The following is a 12,037-nucleotide window of genomic DNA, read 5'->3' as shown; positions in this document are numbered from 1 at the left end:
GCCAGGCAGTAGGTCTGCCATTACTGCGAATAAAATCCAAAAAATCTCGCAAAAGTTGCGCCGTAGCGCGTCAAGGTCCAGGAAACGCGTGCGCTTCGACACCCTGAAAATTCTACTGGTCGATGACAATCGGCACATGCGGCTGCTGTTGACCGAGATGCTGCGCGCGATCGGCGTCCGGCAGATCTTCGAGGCCATGGACGGCGTCGAGGCCCTCAACCTGATGCGCGGCGTGCCGATCGACATCGTCATCACCGACCTGAAGATGGGCCAGCTGGGCGGCATCGACTTCGTCAACCTGCTGCGACGCTCGCCTGACAGCCCCAATCCCTTTGCGCCGGTCCTGATGGTCACCGGCCACTCCACCCTGCGGCGCGTCCAGGATGCCCGCGATGCCGGGGTCAACGAGTTCCTGACCAAGCCGGTCACCGGGCGCAGCCTGGTCCATCGCCTGACCCTGCTGATCGAGCAGCCGCGCCCCTATATCCGCTGCGGGACCTATTTCGGGCCTGACCGCCGGCGACGCACCAGCGCCGACCACAAGGGCCCCTGGCGGCGCGACGAAGATTCCATCGCCATCGATTTCGGCTAGGGCACCTAAACGGCCGAAAGCCGTTTCCCGCCGGTTGGGCAACGCTCCGGGACGTTGCTCATCAGGTTTTAAGACCTGTTAGCCATCATCAGGGCGCTGTCCGTCCTGATGAGCGCGCCATGAGCCTGAAACGTCTGACTTCCGTCGTCACCCTCGTCGCCCTGGGCCTGAGCCTGCAGGGCTGCCTGGCCGCCAGCACCGTCGGCATGGTGGCCGGCACCGCCATTGGCGTGACCGGGGCCATGGTCGGCGGCGCCGCCAAGGTCGGGGGCAAGGCCGTGGTCGCCACCGGCAAGGCCGTCATTCCGGGCGAAAGCGCCAAGGATCGCGAGAAGCGGGAATACGACGCCTGGAAGCGCTCGCAATAGGACTCAGAGGCTGAGCGCGCAGCGCTCGCCGATGGTCGGGCGCGAGATCTCCACCCGGGACAGACCCGGAAAGGCCGGGGTCAGCCGCTCGGCGAAATAGAGACAAAGGCGCTCCAGGGTCGGGCTTTCCAGACCGGGGCGATCATTCAGCAGGCCATGGTCGAGCTCTGCGGCCACGGCCTTCAGCGCCGTGTCCAGCCCCTCCAGGTCGGCGACCCAGCCGGCGCCCTGCATCTGGCCCTTCACGCTGGCCTCCACCTTGAACGAGTGGCCGTGCAGCTTGCGGTAGCGATGGTCGGCAGGACCTTGCTCGATGTAATGGGCCGCGTCGAAGGTCGCGGCCTTCGTGATCTCGAAGACGGGCATCATCTATGCTTCTTTTGACAAGGCCTGGGAGGCTCTAGCGCGTCGACCCTGTCACCAAGTCGAGCGCCTTATCCGTCAGGGCAGGCCGAGATATTTATGTGTTTGGACGCTTAAACGCCATTGAGGGTGGGAAAGGCAATAGGCGACGGCCAATTGCGTGTTTCGGTCGCGGTCGGGGCCGTCCATCGGCTGCAGGTAAAAGCGCTCGAAATCGAGACTTTCGAACCGCTCCGGCATGGCCTTGTCCTGCGGATAGACCAGCTTCAGCTCCTGGCCCCGGGTCTGGATGACCGGGGCGTCAGCCTTCGGGCTGATACAGACCCAGTCTATGCCCTCGGGGGCCGAGACGGTGCCATTGCTCTCAACGGCGATCATGAAACCCCGGGCGTGGAAGGCGGCGATCGCGGGCGGATCCAGCTGCAACAGGGGTTCGCCACCGGTACAGACCACCAGGCGATCCTTGGCCCCGCCCGTCCAGGCGGCCTCGACTGCGTCCGCCAGAAGTTCAGGCGTCGCGAACTTGCCGCCCCCCTCGCCGTCTGTGCCGACGAAGTCGGTGTCACAGAAGGTGCAGACCGCCTTGGCGCGGTCCTGCTCGCGACCCGTCCACAGATTGCAGCCGGCGAAGCGGCAGAACACAGCCGCCTTGCCGGCCTGGCCGCCTTCGCCCTGCAGGGTCAGGAAGATCTCCTTGACGGAATAGGTCACAGTTCGAGCTCCGCACGTCCGGCGGCGTCCCAGGCCTCGTAGCCCTTCTGGCGCAGGTCGCAGGCCGGACAGTCACTGCAGCCATGGCCCCAGGCCTGCAATTCGCCGCGCTCGCCCTGGTAACAGGTGTGGCTCTCGACCACGATCAGGTCGACCAGATCCTCGCCTCCCAGGGCCTTGGCCAGGGCCCAGGTCTCGGCCTTGGTCAGGGCCATCAACGGCGTTTCGATCCGGAACTCGCGGTCCATGCCGAGATTGAGCGCATTCTGCATGGCATCGAGGGTGTCGCGCCGGCAATCGGGATAGCCAGAGAAGTCCGTCTCGCACATTCCACCGACCAGGGCGGCGATACCCCGGCGGTCGGCCAGGGCCGCAGCATAGGTCAGGAACACCAGGTTACGCCCAGGAACGAAGGTCGACGGCAGGCCCCGATCAGTCATTTCGATGGCCCGATCTGCGGTCAAGGCGCTCTGCGCCACCGCACCGAAGCCGCGGAGGTCCAGCACATGGTCCTCGCCGAGCCGTTCGCCCCAGTGCGGGAAGCGCGCCGCGATCTGGTGACGGACAGCTTGCCGCGCCTCCATCTCGATCACGTGACGCTGGCCATAGTCGAAACCGACCGTCTCGACACGGGCATAACGTTCCAGTGCCCAAGCCAGGCAGACGCTGCTGTCCTGGCCGCCAGAGAACAGCACCAGGGCGGCATCAGTCATGACGTGAGCTCCAGGCCGGCTGGCCGCCGGTTGAACAGGGGGTGAGGAACAGAACCATGGCTCCCTCTACACGACGCCGAGACCACTCGAAACGGCTGAGCCGTGGCTGCGGACCTTGATCCACCACCTGGTGCCCAGCGTCACGGCTGCTGCAAGTCTATGCCGCCAATACCCAAGCCCGTAATCGCGCAACGGGCGATAAGGTGGTCCGGTGCAGGATCCCGGCCTTGGGGGCCTCAGGCAGAACTTCCGTTAGGTAAGCAACAAACCGTCCTTTCTAATTCCGGTGGAAACTTGCCCCAAACAGGAGAACGCAACGAAGGGGAAAGTGAAAAGGCGTAACCTATCGCCGATCACTTATATGGACACCAGTTGACAGCCAAAGAACGCAAGTATGCAATCCTTGTATGCTGCGAGGGGTCAGCCGTACGCCCGCGTAGCGCGAATTGTACGGCACCGAGGAAACAAGCGACGCACGCAGGGTCCGCCATAAGGAACCGCGGCGTTCAGGGAGGGAATTCGAATGTCGCAATCTTCGCGTTTGCGGAGCCTGTTGGCCATGGGTGCTTCGGCGGCCGTGCTTGCAGCCGTCGCCACACCCGTTCTGGCCCAGACCAGCACCCAGCAGAGCACGGTGATCGAGGAACTGGTCGTCACCGCCCAGAAGAAGGAAGAAGCCCTTCAGGACGTGCCGATCGCGGTTTCCGCCTTCAGCCAGGACACGCTTGAAGCCCAGAAGATCGACGGCGGTCCGAACCTTCAGCTGGCTATTCCGAACGTCAGCTTCGCCAAGAGCAATTTCACCAACAGCTTCAACTTCCAGATTCGCGGCATCGGGGCTCGGGCCGTCGGCTCGTCAGCGGATGCCGGCGTCGGCGTCCACCTGAACAACGCCCCCCAGCAGTCGGGCAACCTGTTCGAAGCCGAATTCTACGACATGGAACGCGTCGAAGTGCTGCGCGGACCGCAAGGCACCCTTTATGGCCGTAACGCCACCGGCGGCGTGGTCAACCTGATCACCGCCAAGCCGACCGACAGCTTTGAGGGCATGGTCCGCGCGGAAGTCGGCAACTACGGGACCCAGAAGGTCCGCGGCATGGTCAATCTGCCGATCTTCGGCGACGTGCTCGCCGTCCGGGCCGCAGGCGCCTATCTGAAGCGCGACGGCTACATGACCAACACGTTCACCGGCAACAAGGTGGACGACCGGGACCTTTACTCGACCCGCATCTCGGTGATGTTCAATCCGTCCGAGAAGCTGCGCACAAACTTCCTCTGGGAACGCTTCCACGAGGATGACGCCCGTTCGCGGACCGGCAAGCAGCTCTGCACCAAGGACAATGGTCCGGCCACCGTCGGTGGCGTGGCCACTGGCGCAGCCCGCATCTTCCTGACCCAGGGCTGCCTGCCCGGAACGCTGTACAGCAACAACGCCTATGGCACGGTCAACTCGTCCGGCACCCTGACGGGCGAACTCGGCAACATCTTCGGTTTCACCAGCGGCGACGTGAACGCCGGCGACACCACTGACAAGGATCTGAACAAGTTCGAGTCGTCGTTCGACCCGATCTATCGCTCCAAGTCAGACGTCTATCAGTTCACCCTGAACTATGACCTGACCGACAACCTGACGGTCACGGCTATGACGTCTTACAGCGAGAACTCGGTCTATTCAAAGCAGGACTATAACCGCAACGTCTCGACCGTACCGTTCAACAATACCCCGTTCACGCCCGGTGGCTTTGCCAATGACCCGCAGACCGGTCGCAGCAACAAGTTCACCACGCTCGATATCTCGGCCAATGACGCCAATCAGTTCAGCCAGGAAATCCGCCTGTCGTCGAACTTCGATGGGCCGCTGAACTTCAACATCGGCGGCATCCACTTCGACTATGAGACGGTCACCGACTACTATGTGATCGGCAACTCGCTGACCCTGTCGGCCCTGGCCCTGAACGCGACCAACCCGCTGAACGGCGGCAATCCGAACTGTAACCCGGTCACCCTGCCGAACAGCTGTATCGGCATCGATACCAAGGCCACGCCGGACGGTTCGGGCCACAACTACTATGACAACCGCACCCCCTATCGCCTGAAATCAGACGCCCTGTTTGGCGAACTGTACTGGCAGGCCAATGACGACCTGAAGTTCACCCTGGGCCTGCGCCAGACCCGTGACCGGAAGGAAGTCGACAACTACAAGACCGTGCTGCTCGCGCCGGGTACCGGCCTGGTCCTCGATCCTGCGACCCCGACCGCCAAGGTCAGCTTCAGCGAACTCACCGGCCGCTTCGGCTTTGACTACAAGCCGGATCTGGAACTGACGGACGACACCCTCGTCTATGCCTTCTATTCCAAGGGCTACAAGGGCGGTGGCATCAACCCGGGCGTTCCGGCCAATGCCGTTGGTATCCCGCAGACCTTCGAGCCGGAGTTCGTCAACGCCATCGAGCTGGGCACCAAGAACACCCTGATGGGTGGCAGCCTGCTCGTGAACGCAACGGGCTTCTACTATGACTACCAGGGCTACCAGATCTCGAAGATCGTGAACCGCACCTCGGTCAACGAGAACGTCAACGCCAAGGTCTATGGCCTTGAGTTCGAGTCGATCTGGTCGCCGATCTACAACCTGCGCCTCAACGCCAATGTCGGTTATCTGCACACCGAGATCGGCAAAGGCGTGAAGTCGATCGACACCATGAACCGGACGCAGAGCAACCCGGCCTATACGGTGGTCAAGGTCGGGCCCAGCCTGCCGAACGCCAGCGTCGGCGCCAACTGCGTGCTCAGCTCGGCCGGCGTCGCCACCCTGCTGGCCATTGGCCAGGGTGCCACCCTGCCCTTCGCTTGCGGCGGTCCTGCCGTGTTCGCCGGCTTCCTGCAGAGCCGCGGCGTTCCGGCACCGACGGCCAACTTCCTGGCCAACGGCACCGGCCTCTATAACTACGGTGCCGGTTACTCGATCGAAGGCACCACGGCGGATCTGTCCGGTAACGAGCTGCCCAGCTCGCCGCACTGGACGACCTCGGTCGGTGCCCAGTATCGCTGGGATATGGCAGACGGCTGGTCGGCCACCCTGCGCGGCGACTACTACCGCCAGACGGGTCAATATGCCCGAGTGTACAACACCGCCTATGATCGCATCAAACCCTGGGACAACGCCAACCTGACCCTCAAGATCGAGAAGTCGGAATGGGGCTTGGAAGTCGACGCCTATGTGAAGAACCTGATGAACGACATCCCGATCATCGATGCCTATACCAGCGATGACTCCTCGGGCCTGTTCACCAACATCATCACCCAGGAGCCGCGCCTCTACGGCGTGAGCGTCACCAAGAAGTGGTAACCAAGGGTTCCTGACGGAACACTTCAGACTTCAAAGGGCGGCGGACAATTCCGCCGCCCTTCTTTCATGGTCGGGACAGCCAGGGCCGCGACCAGCACAAACGCCGGCACCAGGCTGAATTTGCAAGAATCTGCCGCGACTTAACGACTCCGCAAGGGCGCTGACGGCAAGGTGATCTTTCACAGACGCCAGCGAAGCGGCCGCATGGAAACGCTATCTCGTCTTATCGATCGCCGTCCACCGGTCGCCCCGACTGCCTCCTGCGAGGCGGTGTGGGCGCTGCTCGAGGCTGATCAAACGGCCTTCTCCCTTGCGGTGGTGGACGGTGGCAAGCCGGTAGGCGTGATCTACCGCGATGTGTTCATGGGCATGATGGCCGTCGCCCGCGCGGCTCTGGCCCAACAGCCAATTGCCGAGATCATGGACACCTCACCCCGCCAGGTTCCGGCGGATACTGAGCTTGGCGCTTTTGTCGACCGACTGGCTGACAATCCTTCACCGGTGTTCCGCACGGCCTTCGTGGCGGTGGACGAGGCCGGCGACTATGTCGGCGTGGGAGGACTTGGACCCTTGCTGGCGTCCTATCGGCGCCGGCAGCGCGAGGCCCGGGAGGCCATGGCGCTGGTCGAGCGGATGGCGACCGACATCAATCATCACCTGGACGGCGTCCTGGCCATCACTGAGCGACTGGAGCAACAGCGCCTGACGCCGGACGCCAGCGCCTTTGTGCGCGCCATCGGCGATACCAGCCGCGACATGGGGGCCATGCTGGGCCGGGCGATCGACCTTCACCGTTCGACCCTGGGTCAATTGCCTTTGGCATCGCAGCCAGTGCGCCTCTGCGACCTGGCCGACGCTGTTGAGGCCCGTTGGTCAGTGCGCGCCGCCGAGGGCGGCTCAACCCTCCTGTTTTCCTATGATGGCGAACCGGACTGCGGGGTCGAGGTCGACGCCGAGCGCCTTTTGCAGGTCTTTGACGCCCTGATCGAAAGTGCCCTCGCCAGCGGCCGGGGCGTCATCGAAGCCTGTCTCCAGGCCCGTATCGGCCAGGATGGTGTCCATCTTGAAGGGAGCGTCCGCGATAATGCCGTTGGCCAGGCAGAAGATCGGCTGGCACGCATTTTCGACCCCCTGGGTGCCGCTCGCATCGAGGATCGTACCGAGATGGCCCTCGGCGTCGGCATGGCCCTGGCCCACCAGATCATGCGTGGCATGGGCGGCGAAGTGAGGGCTGAAGCCAATCGCGGCGCAGGCCTGACCGTGCGCTTCGGCCTTGACGCTCCCCTGGCAGAAACCAGCGCCGCGCATCGGGCAGAGCCGAGCCACGACACCCGGGCCGCTCATATCCTGATCGTCGATGACAATGCCACTAACCGCATGGTCGCCGAGGCCTTGTGCGACATGTTTGACTGTACTTCGGAACAGGCGGTCGATGGTCTCGAGGCTGTTGAAATGGCCAGGAGCGGCCGCTTCGACCTGATCTTGATGGACATCAAGATGCCCCGCATGGACGGCGTGACGGCCACGCGCGCCATTCGCGAGATGCAGGGGCATCCCGCCACGACGCCGATCGTCGCCTTGACCGCCAACGCCGATCCTTCCGATGTCCAGACCTATCTGGCAGCCGGTATGCAAGATGTCGTGGAAAAGCCGATCAAGCCCGACCGATTGGCCACCGTGCTCAGCGCGCTCCTGAACGACGCAGCGGACGAGGACGTGGCGGCCTGATCCTCACCGATTTGAGCAACACTCCGATCAAGGCCCACGGCTTCGGACCGCACAGATGCCCCTTCGAAGGATCAGCGGCGGCTGGTCTGAACCCATATTGGGGGGCGCAGGACCTCACTCGCCCAACCTGAGGCCACGCCTGACTTTCGCCGCCGTCACGGTCGTGTCATGTTTGGCGAACAACCGTTGGAGGCGAAAGAATGAACGAAGAAACCGAAGGCCGACGACCCAACCCGGTCGATCTGCATGTCGGCGGGCGCGTTCGAATGCGTCGCAAACTGTTAGGGGTCAGCCAGGAACAATTGGCGGAGTCCCTCGGCCTGACCTTCCAGCAAGTGCAGAAGTACGAGCGTGGTGCCAACCGCGTCAGTGCATCCAAACTGTATGAGATCGCCAAGACCCTGCAGGTGCCGGTTTCCTTCTTCTTTGACGGATTGGCTGACCCCATGGGGGGCTCTGAGGCCGACGAGGTCGGGCTGCATGCCGAACGGGTGGTGCAGGAGTTCCTGACGACCCCTGAAGGCATTGAACTGGCAGAAGTCTTCCCCCGCATTGGCCGGGGCAAGGTGCGCCGCCAGGTACTCGATCTGGTTCGAGCCATGGCGGATGACTCCGTGCGGGGCGACGCCGCCTGACCCAAGGCTAGGGAAACGATGAGCGAGATCCCGACAGTCAGCTGTCAGGATCTCGGTTGCCTAACTGACCGAAAGGCGCGCCTGCGAGGCCATCCAAAGGTTCTTGGCCGTGCGGGCTGAGGCGTGGGTCAGACCGCGCAGATCATGGCTCTTGAGGATTTTGAAGCCGACCTCGCGCTCCCTCTGCCAGGCCAGTTGCACGTCATGGGCCAAGCCTGCAGCGAGATCGACCAGTTGAACCTGGGCCGGTGGCGCAACCCCGGCGAGCATCTGCACCCTGATCCCGCTTTCTGAAACGTCGCGGATCACGCAGTCCCAGGCGAAGGTGCCGGACAGCAGCTTGCCGGCCCTTTGGGTCGCCAATCGGGGCGCGCCCCGCCGATCGCCTTCTCCGCCTGACGCGTACTTGGACATGGGGCCATAAACGCATGCCGCGGTTAATCGGCCGTGCAGGCGGGCTTTTTTTGTCGTCCCTGCGACCATTACCCGCCGGCAAGCCGCTGAAACCTAGGGTCTTTTACCTGCGCCAGCGAGGGAATTTGCCCCGGCGATCATGGTGCCGCCACATTAACCTTTCGCTCTTCCGGCACCGGGCTCAGCTTTGCGTTCGGAGACAGGGCCGTGGTCAGATCGGCCAGGATATCAGCCAGATCCTCAAGACCAATCGACAGCCGCACCAGCCCCTCGCCGATGCCCGCCGCCGCCCGCTCCTCGGCGCTGTAAGTCGAGTGGGTCATGCTGGCCGGATGCTGGATCAGGGTCTCGGCGTCACCCAGGGAGACAGCCCGGCGGATCAGGGTCAGCCGGTCCATCATCGCCACCCCGGCCTCGTGCCCGCCGGCCAGTTCGAAGGCCATCATGCCGCCGGGCAGGGCCATCTGGCGCTGGGCCAGCGCGTGCTGGTCAAAGCTCTTGAGCCCCGGATAGAAGACCCGCGTCACGGCCGGATGAGACTCCAGCCAGGTCGCGACGCTGGCGGCGCTGGTGCAGTGCTGACGCATGCGCAGGGCCAGGGTCTTCAGCCCCCGCATGACCAGAAAGGCCGTGAACGGCGACATCACCGCCCCGGTCATGTCCTTGACCCCGGTCAACCGTACACGGGCCATGTCTTCCACCCCGCCGACGGCGATGCCGCCGACCAGATCGCCGTGACCGCCCAGATACTTGGTGGCCGAATGCACCACGATGTCGGCACCCAGTTCGATCGGCCGGGTCAGCAGCGGTGTCGCGTAGGTATTGTCCACCACCAGCTTTGCTCCGCAGGCACGGGCCACCTTTGCCGCACCGGCGATGTCGACCAGCCGCATATTGGGATTGGCCGGGGTCTCGAAATAGATAATCCGGGTCTTGTCTGACACCACCGCCGCCAGGGCGTCCATGTCGGTCATGTCGACCTGGGTGACCGTGATCCCGAACCGCGAGAGGCCGTCACGCATGAAGGCGAAGGTGCAGCCATAGAGCGTCTGGTCAGTGACCACCTCGTCGCCCGCCCGCAGAAAGCTCCACATCACCGCCGTGATCGCCCCCATGCCCGAAGCTGTGGCCACGCCCGCCTCGGCTCCCTCCAGCGAAGCGACGCGGCGTTCCAGCAGGTCGGTCGTCGGGTTGGAGATGCGCGAATAGAAGTGCCCCGGCCGCGTGCCGGCAAACATCTCACCGCCGGCCTCGGCGCTGTCGAAGGCGAAGGTCGAGGTCAGGTGGACGGGCGGGGTCAGGGCACCGTGCTCGTCAGCCGGATCATAGCCCGCGTGGATCGCCCGTGTCGAAAAGCCGGTCTCGATAAGGTCGCGCGCCATGGCTGTGCTCCGTTGCTACGGCACGAGATTGACGTGGATTCATCGGCGGAAGATTGCCAAGTCTGCTAGTGAAGGCATCTGTTTTGGCAGATTCCACCCTGAGGAGCCGATATGGACGCCAAGGACCGTCAGATCATCCGCGAACTGCAGAAGGACGGTCGCCTGACCAACCAGGACCTGGCTGATCGGGTGAACCTGTCGCCCTCCCCCTGCCTCCGCCGTCTGCGCAATCTGGAAGCTGAAGGGGTGATCACCGGCTACACGGCCCTGGTCGATCAGAAGGCCTATGGCCTGCCGATCACCGTCTTCATCCGCGTGCGGCTGGATCGTCACGGCCAGGACGTGGTCAAGGGCTTCGAGGACCAGGTGGCGCGGATCGACCAGATCCTCGACTGCTTCCTGCTGGCCGGCGGCGACGACTATCTGCTGCGGGTGATCGTTGAGAGCCTGGAAGCCTATGAGGACTTCATCCGGCGGAAGCTGCACGCCATTGCGGGTATCGCCTCGATCGACACCAGCTTCGCCTATGGTGTCGTCAAGCAAACCCGGGTGTTTCCGCTGGCGGGATAGGGCACGAAGCGGAAAAGTGACCTGGTGGTTGGAGGCGGGATCGAACCGCCGACCTGTGGGTTATGAATCCACCGCTCTAACCATCTGAGCTACCCAACCGTCCCAGGACGGAGCGGGGTCATACGCCCAAGTCGCTGAGGCATCAAGCCCGGGCAAGCATCCGATCTACCACGGCATCAAGTCGCCTCGCCAGGCTGGCAGGGCCGTAGTCGCGCAGGACGGCCTCCCGGGCACGCTCACCAAGGCTGCGGGCCAGGGCGGGCTGGGCGATCAGGTCTGCCAGTGCCTCGGCAAGGGCTTGCGGCTCACCCGGTGGCACGAGCCGTCCGGTCACGCCCTCCTCGACCATCTCCACAGGGCCGTCGATCGCGGATGAAACGACCGGCAGGGCAACGGCCATAGCCTCGAGCAAGGCGAGCGGGAAACCTTCCTGGTACGACGGGAAGGCAAAGAGGTCCCCGCTGGCGAGATGGCTCGACACCTCGGGGGTCCAGCCGATCAGGCGAACGACCGAGCCGAGGTCCTGCGTCGTGATCAGTTGCTGCAGATGGGCGCGCTCCTCACCTTCGCCCGCGATGTCGCAGACCACGTCCAGACCGCGGGCCCGCAGCAGGCCGATGGCCCGGATCAGGACATCAAAGCCCTTCTTGGGATGCAGACGGCCCGCCGCCACGATACGGACCGCCGCGCCTGGCTCCGCAAAGGGCGTCGCCTGAACGGTGGGCTCGGCAACGGCATTGGGAACGACATGCACCCGCGACGACGGCACGCCGCGCGCCAGGGCCAGGTCGGCCAGATGGCGGCCAACGCAGATATAGTGGGTATCGTCGACGACATCGAAGGTCGGCTTGTGCACACAGACCGCTTTGACCGCCCCGACCGGAGCCAGGCGCGCAAACAGTCGAGCAGGCCTCTGGCCGTGGCTGAGGATCAGGTCCGGACGGGTCTGGGCCACCAGGCGGCGGGCAGAACCGACGGTCCAGGGATCCCAGTCCGTATAGGCGGGCATGCTGGCCAGGGGGGGTGCGCGCAGCGCCTCTGCTGCGGCGATCGCGCCGCCCCGGCGCACCACGCCCGTACAGTGGCCGCCCTGCCTGGCGGCATAGGCCTCCAGGATCGGCTGATAGTCGAGGAATACGCGCTCCAGTCCGCCCAGCCCCTTGCCCAGCATGGCGTGCAGGATGGCGGTCAAGGGCAGGCTCCAGTGCGTCCAGG

12 protein-coding genes and 1 tRNA gene are annotated in these 12,037 nt (G+C 64.1%); 6 read left to right on the top strand and 7 right to left on the bottom strand.

The features are described from left to right. The first annotated feature begins 88 nt into the window (after nucleotides 1-88). Nucleotides 89-592: a response regulator gene (locus tag ACW17U_RS01705; RefSeq protein ID WP_492054590.1), complete on the top strand. Its 504-nt coding sequence runs from the start codon at nucleotides 89-91 to the stop codon at nucleotides 590-592. A 119-nt stretch (nucleotides 593-711) separates the two neighbouring features. Next, nucleotides 712-960 carry a hypothetical protein gene (locus ACW17U_RS01700; protein ID WP_492054589.1) on the top strand — a complete coding sequence of 83 codons (249 nt, stop codon included), beginning with the start codon at nucleotides 712-714 and terminating at the stop codon, nucleotides 958-960. A 3-nt stretch (nucleotides 961-963) separates the two neighbouring features. Here ACW17U_RS01700 and ACW17U_RS01695 read toward each other — a convergent pair whose 3' ends face one another. The 3 genes from ACW17U_RS01695 to queC all read right to left on the bottom strand — a co-directional run bounded on the left by ACW17U_RS01695 (nucleotide 964) and on the right by queC (nucleotide 2,747). Further along, nucleotides 964-1,329, bottom strand: coding sequence for a 6-carboxytetrahydropterin synthase (locus ACW17U_RS01695; RefSeq protein ID WP_492054588.1), 366 nt, complete (start codon nucleotides 1,327-1,329; stop codon nucleotides 964-966). 72 nt (nucleotides 1,330-1,401) lie between these two features. Beyond that, a complete protein-coding gene (queE, locus tag ACW17U_RS01690; protein WP_492054587.1) occupies nucleotides 1,402-2,034 on the bottom strand; it encodes a 7-carboxy-7-deazaguanine synthase in 633 nt (210 codons plus the stop codon). Further along, nucleotides 2,031-2,747 (bottom strand): 7-cyano-7-deazaguanine synthase QueC, encoded by a 717-nt coding sequence (gene queC / locus ACW17U_RS01685; protein ID WP_492054586.1) that lies wholly within the window; start codon nucleotides 2,745-2,747, stop codon nucleotides 2,031-2,033. The genes queE and queC overlap by 4 nt, the downstream gene beginning before the upstream one ends. A gap of 523 nt (nucleotides 2,748-3,270) precedes the next feature. On the opposite strand from queC, the gene ACW17U_RS01680 reads away from it, so the two are divergent. The 3 genes from ACW17U_RS01680 (at nucleotide 3,271) to ACW17U_RS01670 (ending at nucleotide 8,456) form a co-directional block, all read left to right on the top strand. Next, nucleotides 3,271-6,093, top strand: coding sequence for a TonB-dependent receptor (locus ACW17U_RS01680; protein ID WP_062149178.1), 2,823 nt, complete (start codon nucleotides 3,271-3,273; stop codon nucleotides 6,091-6,093). 204 nt (nucleotides 6,094-6,297) lie between these two features. Then, the gene (locus tag ACW17U_RS01675; protein WP_492054585.1) at nucleotides 6,298-7,821 is read left to right on the top strand and encodes a response regulator; all 1,524 of its coding nucleotides are present in this window, start codon (nucleotides 6,298-6,300) and stop codon (nucleotides 7,819-7,821) included. A 200-nt stretch (nucleotides 7,822-8,021) separates the two neighbouring features. Continuing rightward, nucleotides 8,022-8,456, top strand: coding sequence for a helix-turn-helix domain-containing protein (locus ACW17U_RS01670; protein ID WP_062149185.1), 435 nt, complete (start codon nucleotides 8,022-8,024; stop codon nucleotides 8,454-8,456). 60 nt (nucleotides 8,457-8,516) lie between these two features. Here the strand turns inward: ACW17U_RS01670 and ACW17U_RS01665 are convergent, their stop codons facing one another. Further along, nucleotides 8,517-8,819, bottom strand: a complete 303-nt coding sequence (locus ACW17U_RS01665; protein WP_492054584.1) for a PilZ domain-containing protein — start codon at nucleotides 8,817-8,819, stop codon at nucleotides 8,517-8,519. A gap of 188 nt (nucleotides 8,820-9,007) precedes the next feature. After that, the gene (locus tag ACW17U_RS01660) at nucleotides 9,008-10,252 is read right to left on the bottom strand and encodes a methionine gamma-lyase (RefSeq protein WP_492054583.1); all 1,245 of its coding nucleotides are present in this window, start codon (nucleotides 10,250-10,252) and stop codon (nucleotides 9,008-9,010) included. A gap of 111 nt (nucleotides 10,253-10,363) precedes the next feature. Here ACW17U_RS01660 and ACW17U_RS01655 point away from each other — a divergent pair, with 111 nt between their 5' ends. Next, the gene (locus ACW17U_RS01655; RefSeq protein ID WP_062149193.1) at nucleotides 10,364-10,822 is read left to right on the top strand and encodes an Lrp/AsnC family transcriptional regulator; all 459 of its coding nucleotides are present in this window, start codon (nucleotides 10,364-10,366) and stop codon (nucleotides 10,820-10,822) included. Nucleotides 10,823-10,844: 22 nt separating this feature from the next. Here ACW17U_RS01655 and ACW17U_RS01650 read toward each other — a convergent pair. Continuing rightward, nucleotides 10,845-10,921: transfer RNA gene (locus ACW17U_RS01650), tRNA-Met, on the bottom strand. 43 nt (nucleotides 10,922-10,964) lie between these two features. After that, nucleotides 10,965-12,014, bottom strand: a complete 1,050-nt coding sequence (locus ACW17U_RS01645; protein WP_492054582.1) for a glycosyltransferase — start codon at nucleotides 12,012-12,014, stop codon at nucleotides 10,965-10,967. Nucleotides 12,015-12,037: the final 23 nt, after the last annotated feature.

Source organism: Caulobacter sp. AVps16, assembly GCF_058681455.1.
The sequence above is the reverse complement of the archived record's forward strand: the minus strand, read 5'-3'. Positions and strand labels throughout refer to the sequence as shown.

Excerpts from the sequence above, each read along its gene's own strand:
- ACW17U_RS01700 (WP_492054589.1), top strand. The coding sequence starts at position 712 with ATGAGCCTGAAACGTCTGACTTCCGTCGTCACCCTCGTCGCCCTGGGC.
- ACW17U_RS01695 (WP_492054588.1), bottom strand. The coding sequence starts at position 1,329 with ATGATGCCCGTCTTCGAGATCACGAAGGCCGCGACCTTCGACGCGGCC.
- queC (WP_492054586.1), bottom strand. The coding sequence starts at position 2,747 with ATGACTGATGCCGCCCTGGTGCTGTTCTCTGGCGGCCAGGACAGCAGC.
- ACW17U_RS01680 (WP_062149178.1), top strand. The coding sequence starts at position 3,271 with ATGTCGCAATCTTCGCGTTTGCGGAGCCTGTTGGCCATGGGTGCTTCG.
- ACW17U_RS01675 (WP_492054585.1), top strand. The coding sequence starts at position 6,298 with ATGGAAACGCTATCTCGTCTTATCGATCGCCGTCCACCGGTCGCCCCG.
- ACW17U_RS01670 (WP_062149185.1), top strand. The coding sequence starts at position 8,022 with ATGAACGAAGAAACCGAAGGCCGACGACCCAACCCGGTCGATCTGCAT.
- ACW17U_RS01660 (WP_492054583.1), bottom strand. The coding sequence starts at position 10,252 with ATGGCGCGCGACCTTATCGAGACCGGCTTTTCGACACGGGCGATCCAC.
- ACW17U_RS01655 (WP_062149193.1), top strand. The coding sequence starts at position 10,364 with ATGGACGCCAAGGACCGTCAGATCATCCGCGAACTGCAGAAGGACGGT.